Source organism: Rhodanobacter sp. FW021-MT20, assembly GCF_041107475.1.
GTDB classification, from domain to species: Bacteria; Pseudomonadota; Gammaproteobacteria; order Xanthomonadales; family Rhodanobacteraceae; genus Rhodanobacter_A; species Rhodanobacter_A glycinis.
This window is the reverse complement of sequence record NZ_JBGBPX010000007.1, coordinates 14,853-29,757: the sequence shown is the minus strand read 5'-3', so window position 1 is coordinate 29,757 and position 14,905 is coordinate 14,853. Positions and strand designations below refer to the sequence as shown.

Below are 14,905 nucleotides of genomic sequence, written 5' to 3'. Positions count from 1 at the left end.
AACAAGGCCATGACCCCGCAGGAGATCGCCGCCGGATGGCGTGCCACACAGGATGACACCACCCGCACGAGCGGGGTTGTTCTGATCTGGAACGATAGGGTCACGGACTGGAAGGATTGCCTGTGCGATCCACACCAGAATGTCCCTGGCGTGCAGGCTGTCGATCCCGATGGCCACGTGTTTGTCGCCGAGGGCGGCAACGACTACGACGGCGCGGAACGCTGGGCGCCTACGACTCTGTGAGCTTCGCCGCGACCAAGGCTGCGGCGGCCTGTACGTCGGGGCGTGTCAGCCGCGGTTGCACCCATCCGCCCGCACTGAACAAGCCGATGCAGCGTTCTGCAATCTCATCCGAGTCAGCGTCAAGCATCGGGTTAAACATGACTGCGGCTTGCTTGGACGAGTGCCCCAGTTTGCCTAGGTGAATCGAACGACCGGCCGCCACGCGCTCCATCGTCGTGGCCTTCGGCCACTTCACGGGCTCGGAAGTGATCTGCAGGCCGCCCTCGGGAGTGATCCTCATCACGTAGCGAACATCCGTGGATCGGACGACGCGCTCCTCATCGATAGTCACCTGCAGCTGATAGCGCCGACTGCGCTTGATGAAGAAGTCCAGCGCGCTTCGCTCGCTGCGCGAAAGCGAATCGACATGGCGGTCTCGCAGACGGAGCAGCACCTGGCGCGGATAGAAACGACGTACTTTCATAAGGTCGATATCTCGTGGTGGACGTTCACGAAACCGATCGCGCTCAATCACTCTTTCCGGGTTCACCGTAGCTTGCCCGGTGCACCTGATGTTCGGGCGTTTCTGCGATCAAGCCCATCTGCTCCAACATGCCGCGTTCCCAGGCGCCCGGGCGCCGGCTGCCATCGGCAACGCTGGCAAGAACGAAACCCACCAGTTCCTCCACGCTCTCGACCTTGTTGGGCGCGCCGTGCTCGCTATGGAGCTTCACCATGTACTCGAATTCCTTGAGTACCCCGGGTTGAATCGTAATTTGCATGACGACGTTTCCTTAGTGACTGCTGTTCGTGCATGAGTAGGCGTTACGCATCAATCAGCCTTTGTCATTCCGAGAGACTAGGCATCGTTCTCGCCCTGGCTAGCCATTCCGCAACGTCAATCAGCAGAGCGTGGTGCCCTCGCCTATGCTTGATCTCAAACACGGGCACAGGAACAGTTCCGCGGTGAATCGCTTGCCGCAGAGCCTCCGACGTTGGATAGCCAAGAGCCTCGCGCAGCCGCTCGCCTTGCAATAAGGGACTTCCATACCGTGCCCATAGGTCGCTCTGCAGCAGCTCCCGCAGGGAGGGTGGGTGCGACGATGACGGTAGTTCAACGGACATGACGATGTTTCCGCCAGAGTGAAAGTGGCGCACAGAATACGCCAGCGCGACTGTCTCATCGTAACCATCGAAGGGGCTAACTAGCACCGGCACCCGCAACTTCGTTCCTTCCTTCGCAGATCGCCATGATGCTCAGGTACACAGTGGCAGCCCCTGCAATAGAAGCCAGCGTCAAGGCAAACAAAGCCGAACCATGGCCATAGTCCAGAGGATGAGACGAAGGACGTGAACTGGCCATCATCGTCACAGACGTCAAAAGGACGAGCGCACTCGATACTGTGATGGCACCCATAACGGCTGCAGAAATTGCTAGAGCTTGAACCCTATTCATGGCTCTCATTCTCCACTGATCGTTCTTCATCCCCCTTCTCCTGCAGCTGCTTGCTCCCTCCCTTAACTTCGGGCCTGCTCCAAGCAAGCCAGGCGAAGGGCAGCGCGATAATGAACAAGATGCCGAGTGCATCGGCAATCTTGCCGGCTGCCTCTAGCCCGCGCCCCAAATCCACACCTTCAGGTAGCATCATTGTTGAACTCCTTATCGCCCTGACGATTCGCGCGAACAGCTTCTTCCAACGTTTTGACCGGTTTGGCGGGCAGGTAACCGAGAACGTCGTCGTGGTAAATCCAGTCGATGCCGTAGCGATGGCCATGAATCTGATTGGCCACATGTTCAGCGATGGTCGTATCAATTGGCTTCGGCATGGCTCTGGCCATCGGCTCATCCTGCATCGGACACATCCAGTTTACCGGGACGGCTCGCGCCAAGGTCGATGCCCAGCTCGGCCGCGGCATCAAGCACTGCCTTTTCCGCAAACTGCGGCCCACTCATCGGCCCCTCGTGCTGGTGGGCGGTCAGGGGCAAGCCAGCTTGCTGCCGGATATGCTTGATGACGTAGCGCAGATGGAGGGCAACGCCTTCCAGTGCGCTCTGGGTCACGGTGAACTGCTTCGTTGGAGCGTGGTAGGTCAGCCCACTCATGAGGGGTCGACTCACGCTGCCATGCGCAGCTGCGAGCCCGTGTCGGGCCTGATCCGAGCCAGCACCGAACGAACCTCGCCGAGTGCCGCCATGGCCTGCTTGTAGGTCAACCACCGGCCACGCCAAAAAATCACACTGGCCATGCCAGTGTCGCGCGCCACGCCCACCAGGTGAGCCAGCTGCTTTTCGACCACGGAGACCTTTGCGGGGTCGTAATTCGCACCTCTGTTGCACTGGGTGCGCACGTCGCGAAGGACGGCGCGGGCGTGGGCAACAGCTTCGCCGGCCTGCTTTTCGAGGATGGATGGCAGCATGGGGTTCTCCTTGAGTCAGGATTCCAGTTTAGTCCGGCCAATGTGTTACCGCTATACAGTTTCTAATGCGTTTTAGTGACGTTTCACGGTATGCTTTGCATGACCTTCGGAGGGAGTCCCGAGACCATGCAAGCGCAGTCAACCGCAGCCCCTATCGGAACCAGCTCGGACGCGTTTCTTGTACGGCGCCTGATGGCGCAGGCCATGTGGCCCGCCGGCGAAACGCCTATGCCCCGCGGTGCTGGAGGCTTCGATCACCCGATGGACGCCGAGGACTTTGCGCGCTGCAGGCTCATGCTGGAGCGCATGCCGCCCATTGCTGAGCAGTTCCGCAAGGTCATGCCCAACGCCTCCAAGGTCTGGAGCACCTTCGTTGATGCTTGGGACGATCTCTGCGTCACCCTGGATGACGAATGTCCCAACTGGCGTAAGTCAGGTATCGAGGCGCCGAACACCACCGCCAAGATTCGCCAGCTCATCCGCAGGGCGATCATCGACAAGGTAACAACGCAGGATGACCTGTTGGCGTCCCTCGGAGCAGGCTGACCGTTCTTGTATAACGGTAACGCCTACCAACGCGTATACTGGTAACGCGTAGAGGAGGCAAGCCCATGCAGCACGCACAACACGAACACCCGCAGGAAGCCCCTGCCGACTGGCTGGACAAGGCGGGCGTACACCAGGCCGCCGCATTGCTCGGTACGCAGTGCCACGAAGCCGCACTCCGCGCAGGCTGGTGGCACGACCTCTTTACCGGTGCGGATCTCCGCTCAGCCCCCGGCGAAAAGCCCCGGTGCAACGTCCCCGAGTTGCTCTGCCTGATCCACTCGGAGGTTTCCGAGGCACTGGATGGCTTCCGCACGGGCTCTCCCGACGAGTGCCTTCCTGATCGACCGGCGCTCGAAGTGGAGCTGGCTGATGCGGTGATGCGCATCTTCAGCCTGGGAGCCGGGATCGGCCTTGATCTGCCCGGCGCCATCGCCGACAAGCTCGACTACAACACCCACCGTAGCGACCACACGCGCGAGGCGCGCCTGGCTGCCGGCGGCAAGAAGTTTTAAGCCCACGAGAAAAGGACGGGTAACGAACATGCATATTTTCCACGCCTCAGCCTGCGGAAACCTTCTGGATGAGTCGATCACCGTCTGTGCGCAGCGCGCCGCGGACGCCATCCGCGCCAAAGGCAAGGATCAGCTGGTCGCGGTCATCGTCTCCGACACCGGCGCTGTGCGCCTCGCTTCGTCGGAGGCCGAGCCGCCTCCGCGCTTCGAGAAGATCGGCACCTACGTAGTGAGCGGGGAACTCCGCAGCCGAGCTGCACTGGCAAAGCGGTTGGCCACGGATCTGGCCGAATCCAACGTGGCCATTCTCTATAACACCCCCCTTCCCGCGAGGCGCTGACCATGGGCCAATACATCGAATCCTCCCTTCGTCCCGGCGAGCGAATCATCCGTGAAGCCTGCATCACGCCGCTGGCACTCACCCCCTACGTGGTGCTGGGCCTGTTCACTCTCCCCGTCTATGGCTTCGGCCTACTCCTGATCCTGTTCGCCGCCGCTTCCTGGCGGGCGACCGAGTTCGCCATCACGAATCAGCGACTCATCGCGAAGTACGGGATCTTCGCCCGGCAGGCCACCGAGATCGCCCTGGCATCCATCGAAACGGTGCAGGTCAGGCAAAGCGTGATCGCGCACCTGTTCCGGTTCGGCAACGTGATCGTCGCCGGCGGCGGCGCCCCGCAGGTGGTACTCACGGGTATCGCGAACCCCCCTGGCATTCCGAAACGCCCTGCTCGACGCATGCGCCCACCAAGCCGCTACGATGCAGTCGACGACCCTGCAGTCACCGAGGCATGCATGACTACCCTTCCGGTCGAAGCTCGACATCGCGCTGTTCGTGAGCATGCTCGCCATCCTGATCGGCCTGGCGATCTACCCGCATGTCATCCGGTAGTGGGCGAACCATGACATTCGTGCCCGAACGCAAATCTTCGTCGTCGGCCGTCGATGCGCTGCGCGTACCGCCGCACTCCATCGATGCCGAGCAGGCGGTGCTGGGCGGCCTGATGCTTGCGCCCGATGCGCTGGACAAGGTGGCCGACCGCCTGGGCGAGGATGATTTCTACCGCCGTGACCATCGACTGATCTGGCGCGCGATCAACGAGCTTGCGAACAAGGGCATGCCCTGCGACGCGGTAACCCTCGGCGACTGGTTCGAGGCCAACGGCCTCGGTGAGCTGATGGGCGGCGCGAGCTACCTCATCGAGCTGGCCAACAGCACGCCGAGCGCAGCGAACATCGCTGCCTACGCGGAAATCGTGCGCGAGAAATCCGTGCTACGCCAGCTGATCGATGCGGGCACCTCGATCACCGAGGACGGCTACCGCCCGGAAGGCAAGAGCGTGAACGAGGTGCTGGAAAGCGCTGAGCAGCGCGTGTTCCACATCGCCGAGTCCGGCGCCCGCGGCAAGAAGGAAACCGTCTCCATGCGCGAGGCGGTGAAGGATGCTTTTCGGCTGCTGTCCGAGCGCTACGAGAACCGCGGCCAGCTCACGGGGATCACTACCGGCTTCACGGATCTCGACAACCTCACCTCGGGCTTGCAGCCCTCCGACCTCATCATCGTGGCCGCCCGCCCCTCGATGGGCAAGACGGCTTTCGCACTGAATATCGCCGAGAGCGCTGCACTAAAGGCGAATAAGGCGGTGGTGGTCTTCTCGATGGAAATGTCCGCCTCGCAGCTGGCGTTCCGCCTGATTTCCTCGGTCGGTCGCGTCAATCAGCACGCGCTGCGCAACGGCGATCTTGCTGAGGAAGACTGGCCTCGCGTCTCGAACGCCATATCCATCCTGACCGACGCCAAGATCTTCATTGACGATACCCCCGGTCTGTCGCCGGTGGAGCTGCGCTCTCGCGCGAGACGCCTGCACCGCGAGCACGGCGGGCTGGGCCTGATCGTGATCGACTACCTGCAGTTGATGCAGGTGCCGGGAAGCAAGGAGAACCGCGCCACCGAGATCTCGGAAATCTCGCGTTCGCTGAAAGGGCTTGCCAAGGAACTCAATGTGCCCGTGGTCGCGCTTTCGCAGCTTAACCGCTCGCTGGAACAGCGCGCCGAGAAGCGACCGATGATGTCCGACCTTCGTGAATCGGGAGCGATCGAGCAGGATGCCGACGTCATCATGTTCATCTACCGCGACGAGTATTACAACAAGGAATCGGCGGACAAGGGCCTGGCCGAAATCATCATCGGCAAGCAGCGCAACGGCCCCACCGACACCGTGAAGCTGACCTTCCTCGGCCACTACACGAAGTTCGAGAACTACGCGCCGGACTCCTTCGTTGGAGGCTTTGAATGAGCCCTTCCACTTCCTCAGCAGGTTGACCGGCATCGAGATCGATGCACTGCCCGAGCGGCAGGCATCCCTGACCACACCCCTGCGTCTCCATCACCACCTCATCCACGGACTTGCCCATGACCTCCTCGCCGATACTTTTCACGCATGCTTGCCTCAGCGATTCGGAAGTGCGTACCGCAATCGCACAGCTACCTTCCCCCGATGTGGACGCAGGAAAGGAGCGGAAATTGGAGATCTTCGCTCTCTTGGTCATCGGCATTGGAGCTACTCTCTTTTTCATTGGCTTGGCATGTAGCGACATGCCAGTCATCGGTCTCCTTCTGGTGTTTCTGGCGTTCGCCTGCCTGGTTGGCTTCGTCGGAATTCGCAACGCTCGCGCAAACGTCCTCGCGCGGCGGCAGCGGCGCATCGACGCCCGCACGGTCTACAGTCCGCTGGATAACCATGGCCTTGCAGCCTTGAATGAACTCGCCAACCGATTCCCTGCGATCAAAGAGGCGTGCATGGAGTGGCTGAGCGATGGCAAGACCATCCGTGAGCGAGATCTGGCCGCCTGCCGCGTCTACGCGCTCAAGGAAGGGCCGCGTGTCGAACGCGAGCTAGCGCTGGAGCAATTGAGTCTCCCTACCGGCTTGCGCCCTTCAGCGGCCCAAACGCGTTGATGGATGCACCAGGTCACCGCTCACAATGAAAAACCCCGGCCGAAGCCGGGGTTTTTGTTTCATCGCGTGACGCGCATGTCAGCCAACAGCCGACACATTCGTGTTACGCCGCCTGGGCGACGTCACCGTAGTCGACCTCGGCGATCTTCTTCGTATAGGTGAACAGCTGGCAGCTGCCGGACTGGTCGACCATCACCGGGTACTCACCCACGACGGCGGGATGGTGCACATCCCGCGACCTGATCTTGTTGACGCTGCCCACGCACACGGCCTCGCCACGCTCGAACACCTTGCCGTCCGCGCAACGGACACTCTGCGGCTTCTCCATTGTTCTCTCCACATGCCAGGCGACGGCCTGGCTTCGCTGGAGGCGCCTTTTCATGCTCGCTCGGCGTGTTGCGTCGATTCACCGGATTGGCAAGCAGGTGCAACCGCTCGCCAGCGGACGACGCGCCACTTCCCTCCGAAGGGGTCTGGTGACCCTACTGGAGAGCACCATGCAGCACGCACACGAGCAGCAGTACGAGTTCCCTGGCTTCACCGCCCGCGGTATCGCCGATGGCAATGTCCGCTTCGTTCATAACGATCTCGATCCGCACGAGATGGCGCGGATCGCTGAGGATCGCATCATTGCGGACGCGATCGCGATCATTGAGCGACGCTTCCACCGCGGCGAAGTCCTGAGCAGTCCGCGTGACAGTGCCGATTACTTCAAGCTCAAGCTGGGAAGGTTTCCCTACGAGGTCTTTGGTTGCTTGCTCCTGGACAACCGCCATGCCGTACTCGGGTGGGTCGAGCTATTTCGAGGCACAGTGAATGGCACGGAAGTCCATGCACGCGAGGTTGTGCGCGTCTGCATGGAGTACAACGCCTGCGCAGTAATCTTTTCGCATCAACATCCTAGCGGCATCGCGGAGCCAAGTGCCGCCGATTGCACGATCACGCGTACATTGCGTGATGCCCTGAAGCTAATCGACGTTCGGGTGATCGATCACTTGGTGATCGGCAAAGGTGAGCCGGTCTCCATGGCCGTTCGTGGTCTGATCTGATGCCTTTCAAGCCCCACCGTTCGCGGTGGGGCTTCTTTCATGCGCGAGCACACCGAATCGCGGCATACTCTGTCCATGACTGCCTTGAAGCCCATGCGAGCCTTCCCGGCCGCCGAAATCTTTCCCACGACAATCCGTCGTGCACCCGTCGAGTCCGGCGCTGCCATCGAGGCCAAAACCGATGCCGATGCGGTTGTTGCCTGGTTGTCGCAGTTCGCCAGCAAAGCCAACACCTTTGCCAATTGCCGGAAAGAAGCCGAGCGCTTCATGCTGTGGATCGGCAGCCAAGGCAAGGCCCTGGCCGATGTTCGCCACGAGGACGTGATGGGCTACCGGGAGTTCCTTGCCAATCCGCCACAGGGATGGGTCAGCCGCATCTCGCACTCACGCAACGACCTCGCGTGGCGTCCTTTCCGCGGCCCGCTGTCGCCGGCGTCCATTCGGCAGGCCGAGATCGTGCTTTCGGGCATGTTCACCTGGCTCACCGAAGCCCGCTACCTGGCACTCAACCCATTCGCGCTCTCCCGACGACCGCGCGACGTGCGCACACGCAAAGTCGCGCGCTTCCTGACCCCCAGCCAGTTGCAGATAGTGCTCGACACCGTGGACGATGTTCCCGCCGATGGTGACGAACGCCGTGCGGCGCGCGATCGTTGGTTGATCCGACTCCTGTACCTGACCGGCCTTCGCGTCAGCGAGGCGGTTGGCCACACCATGGGCCACCTGGTGCGCCGCCAAACCCCAACAGGGACACGCTGGAAGCTGTGCGTCGTTGGGAAAGGCGACAAGGAACGCGAAATCCCCGCCACCAAGGCTTTCATGGAGGCGCTGCACACCTTTCGAGTGGCGTGGGGCCTATCCCCGCTTCCTTTCGCCCTCGAATCCACGCCACTGCTGCCGTCGCTTCGCGGTGGTGGCCACCTGACCCGGACGGGCGCCTACCGCGCTCTCGAAGCGATCTTCGCCCGCGCTGCAGAGCGCTGCAGCGACCAGCGAGATGCGGCGAACATTCGCCTCGCCTCACCGCACTGGATGCGGCACAGTCGCGGCACCCACCTGGTCGCTGACGATGCAAGCCTGAAGACCGTGCAGGAGCTGCTTGGGCACGCCAGCCTGACTACCACCAGTCAGTACGTGCACGACGAGCTGGATCGGATACACGACGACATCGAGCGCGCCGAAACCCTCGGCCGCAGGGTTCCGGCGTAACTCCATGCCTGGCTTGGTTGGGGGTGTGGGGGCGGAGCCCCTGCGAGGGCGGGAGCCCGTCGTGCTTTGGCCCCTTCTTTTACCCCGGCAAACCCGCTTTTCAGGTGATTGAAGCTTCCGCCCATTCCGGCCCGCCCGAGCCCATGCAGACCCCCGCGACCCCGGGCTTCGTCACCCGCGCCGGCGTGGGACGCTGGAATGCCCGCTCGAAAGCTGAGCGGAGCACCGGCTGCCGGAACGGCACCCATCGCGACGACGCTATCGAGCCCATCAGCGCCGCCGCCTCGATCGCAGGCTCGCGGTTCATGCTTCGGTTCACACCGAACGGCGGGCCGAGGTAGGCGGCCTCAACGCAATCTCCAAGCTCGGAGTATTCGGTGCGCAACAGCGGCCGGCTCAGCACCGGGAGGCTTCGCCGCCGCTCCAGCCACGTCTGGTCGCCCGCCTGCAGCCCGTGCGACTGGCGGGTCAGCAACATGGCCACCATGCGCTCACCCAGCCCGTAGTGCTCCATCAGCTCCACCGTGAGCTGCGGCACAGAGAGTGGTCGGTACCGCGGCATTCCCGCCCTGGAGAACCAGCGAGCATATTCGGCCAGCTGGTGGCCGTCAGGAGCAACGAGCGGCCGGTGCCAGAACAACGCCTCATGCAGCAAAGTCAGCCGGCGATGCGCCGGAAGAACGCCTGCTGCGTGCGCTTCGACCAAGCGACGCAGCAGGATCTCCCCCTGTACCAGTTGCTCTGCGTAGGCGGCGTATTCCTCGTGGTACGGCGAGGGATATCGAAACGAGACCGGACGGGCGCAGCAGAGGAAAGCGGCGTAATGAAGTTGCTGTCGCATGGGTCATGCAATGGCTTCGGTGCGAAGCACGTCGACGTCTTCGACCACACATACGCCAGGCACGAAGAACCGGTCGCCTCGACGGTACCCAACGAATCGTCGGTCGCCGTATCCGGCGATCCAGACATGGAATGGCCCACTGGTCGCGGCATCCTTCGTCAGGAAGCCGCGGAGATAGTCGATTTCGGCTCTTGCGGCGACCAGCTGGGCCGCCATGCGCCGGCACGCGCTTTCGCTCTCGGCCAGCATGGCTCCGGCAACGGCCGCGTCCCGCCGTGCCGCCTCATACTCCGCCAGCTCATCGGCTGGCATGATTCGGCTGGCTGCTTGTGTCTGCATAACCCGCTCCGACGCTGCGACCAGGGCCAATCATCGCACATTTCAGGCCAATTCGGCGCGTTACCGTGTAAGCCTTCGTCATTTACCGTTAAAGTACCCTGCATCATGCGCATTGAAACCAACCGACTCGGACAGGTCATCGCCAAAATGGACACGGAGGAGCTGGCGGCGCTGGCTGCCCTGGTCAGCCGCTCCTACAGTGACGTGGTGGACTCCAACGTGCTGGGCCTGGATCGGGCGGCACTGCGTGCCGCGGAACGCGTAGCCCGCGCCATCAGCACGGAAGCGTCGCTACAGCGCATGCGTGAACGGGCCACCAGCAAGCGCAACGACTGATCGCGTTCTTGTATTTGGATGGATCACTCACGGTGCTATAAAAGATCCATGACCACGAAAAACCACCACCACAGCGGCCCTTCCCTCTCCTTTGTCGAGTGGGCTCACCTTGCCCTTCGACTGGACGAGATCCACGAGTCGAAGCTGGCCACCCATGCCCGTCTCGGCTACCTGCCCGATCGCCTTTTCCCGATGTTCGGCGGCGTGACCCCTGCTGATCGGCGCGCCGCGGTGCGCCTCTACTACAAGGCCCGGCAGTACCTCGTGCCACTGGTGATCGGCAGCGTCCTGCTGATCGCTGCGGCGGTCGGCGCCCTCACCGGCGGCGATTACGTGGTGGCAGCGTTCAAGACGGGTGCGATGCTGGCAACCTTCGGCGGGCTCGCCTTTGCGGGCCTGAGCATGCCCTTCTTCGCCCTCTACCGCACCCATCGGGATATCTACGGCGGCACGTCGAAGGCGGCCAAAGCGCGCTACGCGGCGGCGCTGGCTGAGTACCGCGTGCGTGCAAGCAAAGGAAGTCTCTAATGAAGTCTTCCATGCCACCGAGCGAATGACGCCATGCGAAAACTTATCAATAGGTGATGCGATGTACTGGCTTTTCCTGGCGATATTCTGCGTCGAAACCTCAATCCTCGGCACCTTCTTCATGATGCTCAAGCAGCTGACGCCCACGCAGGCCGACCTCGTTGGCAAGGTCAGAAGTGCTGGTGGTCGGATCGAATACCGCAAGGGCGGTTTCTACACGAGCCCCGGCGTGCCCGAGGTACGTCCGGGTGTGCCTGAGTGGTATTTCGAGTGGGGGACGGTCAATGCTCTCGTGAAAAAGCAGGTGCTGCAGCCCGTGCCTTCGGATGTTCGCGGGTTCTCACGGGCGTATGTGCTGACTGAGCATTCGGCCGAAAGCATCCCGGCATGAATATCGACCTGGATGGCGGCGGAAAATTCATCTTCGAGGCACCTCAGCAACGCTGGAACTCGGGGCCGCGTAGCGAGAACAAAGGCGTGCTCGAAGTCGCCTACTTTGCCGGCCAAGAGCTGATGGCGATCGCCGACGATGCTGGAGGCTTTCGCCTTCGCTACCTCAACTTCACCACCGGGGATTTCAAGACGATGGAGAGCGCAAAGCTCGCGGCGGCGGAATTCGCCCGACATGTCCTCGCTCGTATGACAGCGATGCTTTCCGACTGACCTGGAAGCTTATTCATGACCGCTCTACTGCTTGGCCTGTGCGCCTTCGTGATCGTCGCCTTCCCTCTGGTGCTGTTTCATTACGATCTTTCATCCCTCCTTCCTATGCCACGTCGACACCAGGAGCACATCGACGCTTTTCTCGCTTACTGCCTTCGCCCGGGCAATGTGAGTCCCAAGCGAATGGCGAAGATCTATGGAGTGATTGGCTTCCTGTTCGCCTTTCTGGCCATGATTGCGTTCCTGCAGTTTTTGTGTGGGCATATGTGGGCTTCGCACGTGATGAGCATCTGCCTTGGCATCTCGTTCGGAGCCGCGCTTCACACGTTCTTCTTCCTCTCCAAGGCCATTGAAGTCGGGGAATACCGATGAACGCTCGCCCTGGAGCGAAATTACTCGTCATCGATCAGGGAGTGTCAGCCAGCTCGCTGATGCGCCCCGTGTATGACGCCATACTGCAGTACATGTCGCACCGCCGCCTGCGCTTTATACCTTCGTCGCGAAAAAAGCGAATCATGCGCGCCGCAGAGCGAGGGGCTCGCTTTGGCGGCAACGGCGTCAATCCCCTCAAGTTCTGACTGTACGAGCAACGCTCTTGCGCATAGATTCACCAGGAGTGCACATGAACGCTCACACTGACCGGGCCTCGTATTGGGAGCCTTTCGACGACGGAGAAATGTGGATTCCGGGGGCAATCCTTTGGTTGTGGGGCGCGTCCTGGAAGGAGCCGCGTCTTGCACTCGCTTCGCCTGATGATGACAAGATGGGCGACTGGATCTACCCCTCTGGTGAGCAGGTTGGCGCCAAGGGCGAGCCTTGGCCGACGCACTGCTGCCGCCCGCTCGCGCCAACGCCGCCATCGAGTCCAGCCTGAGTTGCGGAGATCCAAAGAGAAAACGCCCCGCATTACTGCGGGGCGTTTTGTTTCATCGAAGCGTAGTTGAGCTACGCGCCCTATGCGGCCTTCTCGCCACGTGCGGCCTTGCCGCGCAACACCTTGACCACCTGCACGAGCGCAGTGTCCGTGGCATCGTCCAGACTGCTGACCTCGATCCAGGCCAGCATGCCGGCGCGATCTGCCCCGGTGGACTTCAGCAGCTCCTCGATCTCCCTGATCGCTTCCTCCCGGCTCTGTACGGCACCCGACGCGGCGGGCTGGGCCGCCGTCACACTGGACGCCTTCTGCGTGATCGGCGTGACCGTGCCACGCGCAGCGGCCGGCTCCTGCTCGGAACCGTCTTCTTCCACGAAGTCCATTTTCGCGTAGATGGACAACCCGTAGCCGGTTTCCACGGCGATCGCTTTGGCCAGGCAACGCATGACCGCCTTGTTCCAGTCGTTCACGTCAGGGTTGACCAGCGGCTGGTTGTCCATCTTCTTCTTGCCGTTGGCCGTGTCCACCTCGGCCATGCCCATGATGGGCAGGATCTCGGTGTGCTCATGACCACGGTAGGTGACCGTAACGCCCACCGCCCAGCCCGTGCCATAGCGCATGTACGGCTGAGCAGTCACCTCGCCGGTGGCCGTGTCGAGCACATCCCACTCCTCGATCGACCATCCGAACGCCGGGTCGGCCAGGTTCGCAGCAGCGATCGCCGCCGGCCACCCGAGAAAGTCGGTGGTGTCAGAGGACTCCGACTTGCCACGCTTCTTCCCCGACACCAGCGGCGGTATCAGGCCGAGATCCGTCTCGTGCGTGATGCCGGCGCCCACCGCCTTCGCGAACGCTGCGCCGTCGCCCTTGAAATCGGCGTAGATCGACAGACCCACGCCGGTCACCATGGCAATCGCCTTGGCGCGACAACGTGCCTGCGTATCGCTGAGGTTGCGTGCATCGACCTCGCCCGCCGCCATCGCGGCAAAGCTCGCGTTCTGCACCGGCAGGTAGACACGCTGGCCCGCGATTTCGACGGCCACCGCGGCGCCGCCGAAGATCTCACGGAACGGCAACTTGGTGCCGCCCGGCCCGTCGAACTCGACGAGCTTCATCGACGGACGGCCGGCGAGCCTCAGACTCTGCGCCCACGGCATGAAGCAAAGCTCCTTGCCATTGGCCTTGTACGTCTTGACGAAATCGCTCACATCGCGGTCGATTGTGAAAGCGTCACCCTTCCTGCTGCTGGAACTGCTCATGATGCTCTCCGTTGTAGCCGTCGACAGACGGCTTTCAGCACGGAGAGCATCGGTAGCCGCCCCGCGGCCGTTGCATGGCCGTGGCATGATCGGCGCAAAGCCTTCACCGAATGCCCGCGAATAGCGGAAACGCCGCTCGATGTATAGCGGTGTCGGTATCCGGTGGTACGATTTCATGGAACGAACTGGAGTACACCATGCTCGACACGCCACTGCGCAATATCGCCATGCTCACCGGCTTCGCCTGGAAACAGGACGGCCAGTGGGTGCTGCAGCAACGCGCCCCGCTGCCGATGGCGCTCCCCTTGCGTCTCAGTGAGGGTGTGCGCGAGCCCGAAATGGGCGAGCCGATCGACGTCATCGGCCGCGTGGACGCCCACGACGGCCTCCACATCGCGGTCACGCACCTTTCGCGGGCCGCCAAGTCCTCCTTCCCCCAGAAGCTCAAGTGGGCTGTGCGGGGCATTCCTACGCGCGACAAGGACGGCGTGAAGAACGTCACGGATCGCCACGTCGAGGGCCTGATCGCCCCGGCCATTGCCGACATGCTGCTGCCCCAGCGCACTATTCCTGACGCGGTGCGGCGCCAGTGCGACGCCGACATGGATCTCGCCGCCTGGGTCGATGAGGGGCTGCGCGAGCCTATCCATCTGCCCAATCGCATCATGCTGACCGGCATGGTGGAGAACGTCATCACCTGCGACAACCTCTACGCCACGCGGCCTGAACGCGCCCGCTACTTCGACGTGCTTATACGCACCGAGCCGGCGCCGGCGCCGCCCGTGGTCTGCCGCCTCACGGCGGACGTGCATCGCTTCGTCTACATGGCCAAGCTGCTGCAGCAGACCCGCAAGACGGGCAATCCGATCACCCTGTGTGGTGAGTTCCGCGCCAAGGTCATACCCGTCGACGAAGGCGACGGCATCCTGCGCATCGACTACCACGTGCGCCTCCTCGATGCCCTTTCGGCCACCCAGGAAGACATGCCGAACGGCGTGCCGGACTGGGCGCACAAGATCGCCTGACTGGCGAACTTTTAGCCATTCCGTCATACGCCCTGCGCCGCCTCGCGTCGCAGCCGGTATACACGAGTTATCCACATTTCCTGTGGACAACGAAAAAGAGAAACCCCCGGGATTGCTCCCGG

26 protein-coding genes are annotated in these 14,905 nt (G+C 62.3%); 16 read left to right on the top strand and 10 right to left on the bottom strand.

What is annotated here, in order from left to right; translation table 11 throughout:
* Nucleotides 1-9 precede the first annotated feature (9 nt).
* Nucleotides 10-243, top strand: a complete 234-nt coding sequence (locus AB7849_RS09470; RefSeq protein WP_369500982.1) for a hypothetical protein — start codon at nt 10-12, stop codon at nt 241-243.
* Here the strand turns inward: AB7849_RS09470 and AB7849_RS09465 are convergent.
* The 6 genes from AB7849_RS09465 to AB7849_RS09440 all read right to left on the bottom strand — a co-directional run bounded on the left by AB7849_RS09465 (nt 230) and on the right by AB7849_RS09440 (nt 2,640).
* Complete coding sequence (locus AB7849_RS09465; protein WP_369500981.1) at nt 230-706, bottom strand: hypothetical protein; 477 nt, start codon at nt 704-706, stop codon at nt 230-232. The genes AB7849_RS09470 and AB7849_RS09465 overlap by 14 nt on opposite strands.
* A gap of 43 nt (nt 707-749) precedes the next feature.
* Nucleotides 750-1,004 carry a hypothetical protein gene (locus tag AB7849_RS09460; protein WP_369500980.1) on the bottom strand — a complete coding sequence of 85 codons (255 nt, stop codon included), beginning with the start codon at nt 1,002-1,004 and terminating at the stop codon, nt 750-752.
* A gap of 666 nt (nt 1,005-1,670) precedes the next feature.
* Nucleotides 1,671-1,871 carry a hypothetical protein gene (locus AB7849_RS09455; RefSeq protein ID WP_369500979.1) on the bottom strand — a complete coding sequence of 67 codons (201 nt, stop codon included), beginning with the start codon at nt 1,869-1,871 and terminating at the stop codon, nt 1,671-1,673.
* A complete protein-coding gene (locus AB7849_RS09450) occupies nt 1,858-2,076 on the bottom strand; it encodes a hypothetical protein (RefSeq protein ID WP_369500978.1) in 219 nt (72 codons plus the stop codon). Before AB7849_RS09450 ends, AB7849_RS09455 begins: the two co-directional genes overlap by 14 nt.
* The gene (locus AB7849_RS09445) at nt 2,066-2,326 is read right to left on the bottom strand and encodes a hypothetical protein (protein ID WP_369500977.1); all 261 of its coding nucleotides are present in this window, start codon (nt 2,324-2,326) and stop codon (nt 2,066-2,068) included. Before AB7849_RS09445 ends, AB7849_RS09450 begins: the two co-directional genes overlap by 11 nt.
* Before the next feature lie 11 nt (nt 2,327-2,337).
* Nucleotides 2,338-2,640 (bottom strand): hypothetical protein, encoded by a 303-nt coding sequence (locus tag AB7849_RS09440; RefSeq protein WP_369500976.1) that lies wholly within the window; start codon nt 2,638-2,640, stop codon nt 2,338-2,340.
* Between the two features lie 126 nt (nt 2,641-2,766).
* On the opposite strand from AB7849_RS09440, the gene AB7849_RS09435 reads away from it, so the two are divergent.
* The 6 genes from AB7849_RS09435 (at nt 2,767) to AB7849_RS09410 (ending at nt 6,660) form a co-directional block, all read left to right on the top strand.
* Entirely contained in the window at nt 2,767-3,186 is a 420-nt protein-coding gene (locus AB7849_RS09435) for a hypothetical protein (RefSeq protein WP_369500975.1), read from the top strand.
* Between the two features lie 65 nt (nt 3,187-3,251).
* Entirely contained in the window at nt 3,252-3,701 is a 450-nt protein-coding gene (locus AB7849_RS09430) for a hypothetical protein (RefSeq protein ID WP_369500974.1), read from the top strand.
* A 28-nt stretch (nt 3,702-3,729) separates the two neighbouring features.
* Nucleotides 3,730-4,041: a hypothetical protein gene (locus AB7849_RS09425; protein WP_369500973.1), complete on the top strand. Its 312-nt coding sequence runs from the start codon at nt 3,730-3,732 to the stop codon at nt 4,039-4,041.
* Between the two features lie 2 nt (nt 4,042-4,043).
* Nucleotides 4,044-4,607, top strand: coding sequence for a PH domain-containing protein (locus AB7849_RS09420; protein ID WP_369500972.1), 564 nt, complete (start codon nt 4,044-4,046; stop codon nt 4,605-4,607).
* A complete protein-coding gene (locus AB7849_RS09415) occupies nt 4,604-5,998 on the top strand; it encodes a replicative DNA helicase (protein ID WP_369500971.1) in 1,395 nt (464 codons plus the stop codon). Before AB7849_RS09420 ends, AB7849_RS09415 begins: the two co-directional genes overlap by 4 nt.
* 116 nt (nt 5,999-6,114) lie before the next feature.
* On the top strand, nt 6,115-6,660 hold the full coding sequence (locus AB7849_RS09410) for a hypothetical protein (protein ID WP_369500970.1): 546 nt from the start codon (nt 6,115-6,117) through the stop codon (nt 6,658-6,660).
* 103 nt (nt 6,661-6,763) lie between these two features.
* On the opposite strand, the gene AB7849_RS09405 is transcribed toward AB7849_RS09410, so the two are convergent.
* The gene (locus AB7849_RS09405; RefSeq protein WP_369500969.1) at nt 6,764-6,988 is read right to left on the bottom strand and encodes a hypothetical protein; all 225 of its coding nucleotides are present in this window, start codon (nt 6,986-6,988) and stop codon (nt 6,764-6,766) included.
* Between the two features lie 169 nt (nt 6,989-7,157).
* On the opposite strand from AB7849_RS09405, the gene AB7849_RS09400 reads away from it, so the two are divergent.
* Together AB7849_RS09400 and AB7849_RS09395 are read left to right on the top strand one after the other, a co-directional pair.
* Nucleotides 7,158-7,709, top strand: a complete 552-nt coding sequence (locus AB7849_RS09400; protein ID WP_439822713.1) for a JAB domain-containing protein — start codon at nt 7,158-7,160, stop codon at nt 7,707-7,709.
* 39 nt (nt 7,710-7,748) lie between these two features.
* Nucleotides 7,749-8,918, top strand: a complete 1,170-nt coding sequence (locus AB7849_RS09395; RefSeq protein ID WP_369500968.1) for a tyrosine-type recombinase/integrase — start codon at nt 7,749-7,751, stop codon at nt 8,916-8,918.
* A gap of 100 nt (nt 8,919-9,018) precedes the next feature.
* On the opposite strand, the gene AB7849_RS09390 is transcribed toward AB7849_RS09395, so the two are convergent.
* Together AB7849_RS09390 and AB7849_RS09385 are read right to left on the bottom strand one after the other, a co-directional pair.
* The gene (locus AB7849_RS09390; protein WP_369500967.1) at nt 9,019-9,759 is read right to left on the bottom strand and encodes a hypothetical protein; all 741 of its coding nucleotides are present in this window, start codon (nt 9,757-9,759) and stop codon (nt 9,019-9,021) included.
* Nucleotides 9,760-9,762: 3 nt separating this feature from the next.
* A complete protein-coding gene (locus AB7849_RS09385) occupies nt 9,763-10,098 on the bottom strand; it encodes a hypothetical protein (RefSeq protein ID WP_369500966.1) in 336 nt (111 codons plus the stop codon).
* Between the two features lie 105 nt (nt 10,099-10,203).
* On the opposite strand from AB7849_RS09385, the gene AB7849_RS09380 reads away from it, so the two are divergent.
* From AB7849_RS09380 to AB7849_RS09355, 6 genes are all read left to right on the top strand, one after another.
* Nucleotides 10,204-10,434, top strand: coding sequence for a hypothetical protein (locus AB7849_RS09380; RefSeq protein ID WP_369500965.1), 231 nt, complete (start codon nt 10,204-10,206; stop codon nt 10,432-10,434).
* 48 nt (nt 10,435-10,482) lie between these two features.
* Complete coding sequence (locus AB7849_RS09375; protein WP_369500964.1) at nt 10,483-10,962, top strand: hypothetical protein; 480 nt, start codon at nt 10,483-10,485, stop codon at nt 10,960-10,962.
* Nucleotides 10,963-11,023: 61 nt separating this feature from the next.
* Nucleotides 11,024-11,353, top strand: coding sequence for a hypothetical protein (locus tag AB7849_RS09370; RefSeq protein ID WP_369500963.1), 330 nt, complete (start codon nt 11,024-11,026; stop codon nt 11,351-11,353).
* Nucleotides 11,350-11,625 carry a hypothetical protein gene (locus AB7849_RS09365; RefSeq protein WP_369500962.1) on the top strand — a complete coding sequence of 92 codons (276 nt, stop codon included), beginning with the start codon at nt 11,350-11,352 and terminating at the stop codon, nt 11,623-11,625. The genes AB7849_RS09370 and AB7849_RS09365 overlap by 4 nt, the downstream gene beginning before the upstream one ends.
* A gap of 15 nt (nt 11,626-11,640) precedes the next feature.
* The gene (locus AB7849_RS09360; protein WP_369500961.1) at nt 11,641-11,997 is read left to right on the top strand and encodes a hypothetical protein; all 357 of its coding nucleotides are present in this window, start codon (nt 11,641-11,643) and stop codon (nt 11,995-11,997) included.
* Complete coding sequence (locus AB7849_RS09355; RefSeq protein WP_369500960.1) at nt 11,994-12,203, top strand: hypothetical protein; 210 nt, start codon at nt 11,994-11,996, stop codon at nt 12,201-12,203. The genes AB7849_RS09360 and AB7849_RS09355 overlap by 4 nt, the downstream gene beginning before the upstream one ends.
* Before the next feature lie 376 nt (nt 12,204-12,579).
* Here the strand turns inward: AB7849_RS09355 and AB7849_RS09350 are convergent, their stop codons facing one another.
* Nucleotides 12,580-13,758 carry a DUF1071 domain-containing protein gene (locus tag AB7849_RS09350; protein WP_369500959.1) on the bottom strand — a complete coding sequence of 393 codons (1,179 nt, stop codon included), beginning with the start codon at nt 13,756-13,758 and terminating at the stop codon, nt 12,580-12,582.
* A 197-nt stretch (nt 13,759-13,955) separates the two neighbouring features.
* Here AB7849_RS09350 and AB7849_RS09345 point away from each other — a divergent pair, with 197 nt between their 5' ends.
* Nucleotides 13,956-14,783, top strand: a complete 828-nt coding sequence (locus AB7849_RS09345; protein WP_369500958.1) for a hypothetical protein — start codon at nt 13,956-13,958, stop codon at nt 14,781-14,783.
* Nucleotides 14,784-14,905: the final 122 nt, after the last annotated feature.

Coding starts and splice junctions, on each gene's coding strand:
- AB7849_RS09470 (WP_369500982.1), top strand. CDS start 10: ATGACCCCGCAGGAGATCGCCGCCGGATGGCGTGCCACACAGGATGAC.
- AB7849_RS09465 (WP_369500981.1), bottom strand. CDS start 706: ATGAAAGTACGTCGTTTCTATCCGCGCCAGGTGCTGCTCCGTCTGCGA.
- AB7849_RS09460 (WP_369500980.1), bottom strand. CDS start 1,004: ATGCAAATTACGATTCAACCCGGGGTACTCAAGGAATTCGAGTACATG.
- AB7849_RS09455 (WP_369500979.1), bottom strand. CDS start 1,871: ATGATGCTACCTGAAGGTGTGGATTTGGGGCGCGGGCTAGAGGCAGCC.
- AB7849_RS09450 (WP_369500978.1), bottom strand. CDS start 2,076: ATGCAGGATGAGCCGATGGCCAGAGCCATGCCGAAGCCAATTGATACG.
- AB7849_RS09445 (WP_369500977.1), bottom strand. CDS start 2,326: ATGAGTGGGCTGACCTACCACGCTCCAACGAAGCAGTTCACCGTGACC.
- AB7849_RS09440 (WP_369500976.1), bottom strand. CDS start 2,640: ATGCTGCCATCCATCCTCGAAAAGCAGGCCGGCGAAGCTGTTGCCCAC.
- AB7849_RS09435 (WP_369500975.1), top strand. CDS start 2,767: ATGCAAGCGCAGTCAACCGCAGCCCCTATCGGAACCAGCTCGGACGCG.
- AB7849_RS09430 (WP_369500974.1), top strand. CDS start 3,252: ATGCAGCACGCACAACACGAACACCCGCAGGAAGCCCCTGCCGACTGG.
- AB7849_RS09425 (WP_369500973.1), top strand. CDS start 3,730: ATGCATATTTTCCACGCCTCAGCCTGCGGAAACCTTCTGGATGAGTCG.
- AB7849_RS09420 (WP_369500972.1), top strand. CDS start 4,044: ATGGGCCAATACATCGAATCCTCCCTTCGTCCCGGCGAGCGAATCATC.
- AB7849_RS09415 (WP_369500971.1), top strand. CDS start 4,604: ATGACATTCGTGCCCGAACGCAAATCTTCGTCGTCGGCCGTCGATGCG.
- AB7849_RS09410 (WP_369500970.1), top strand. CDS start 6,115: ATGACCTCCTCGCCGATACTTTTCACGCATGCTTGCCTCAGCGATTCG.
- AB7849_RS09405 (WP_369500969.1), bottom strand. CDS start 6,988: ATGGAGAAGCCGCAGAGTGTCCGTTGCGCGGACGGCAAGGTGTTCGAG.
- AB7849_RS09400 (WP_439822713.1), top strand. CDS start 7,158: ATGCAGCACGCACACGAGCAGCAGTACGAGTTCCCTGGCTTCACCGCC.
- AB7849_RS09395 (WP_369500968.1), top strand. CDS start 7,749: ATGCGCGAGCACACCGAATCGCGGCATACTCTGTCCATGACTGCCTTG.
- AB7849_RS09390 (WP_369500967.1), bottom strand. CDS start 9,759: ATGCGACAGCAACTTCATTACGCCGCTTTCCTCTGCTGCGCCCGTCCG.
- AB7849_RS09385 (WP_369500966.1), bottom strand. CDS start 10,098: ATGCAGACACAAGCAGCCAGCCGAATCATGCCAGCCGATGAGCTGGCG.
- AB7849_RS09380 (WP_369500965.1), top strand. CDS start 10,204: ATGCGCATTGAAACCAACCGACTCGGACAGGTCATCGCCAAAATGGAC.
- AB7849_RS09375 (WP_369500964.1), top strand. CDS start 10,483: ATGACCACGAAAAACCACCACCACAGCGGCCCTTCCCTCTCCTTTGTC.
- AB7849_RS09370 (WP_369500963.1), top strand. CDS start 11,024: ATGTACTGGCTTTTCCTGGCGATATTCTGCGTCGAAACCTCAATCCTC.
- AB7849_RS09365 (WP_369500962.1), top strand. CDS start 11,350: ATGAATATCGACCTGGATGGCGGCGGAAAATTCATCTTCGAGGCACCT.
- AB7849_RS09360 (WP_369500961.1), top strand. CDS start 11,641: ATGACCGCTCTACTGCTTGGCCTGTGCGCCTTCGTGATCGTCGCCTTC.
- AB7849_RS09355 (WP_369500960.1), top strand. CDS start 11,994: ATGAACGCTCGCCCTGGAGCGAAATTACTCGTCATCGATCAGGGAGTG.
- AB7849_RS09350 (WP_369500959.1), bottom strand. CDS start 13,758: ATGAGCAGTTCCAGCAGCAGGAAGGGTGACGCTTTCACAATCGACCGC.
- AB7849_RS09345 (WP_369500958.1), top strand. CDS start 13,956: ATGCTCGACACGCCACTGCGCAATATCGCCATGCTCACCGGCTTCGCC.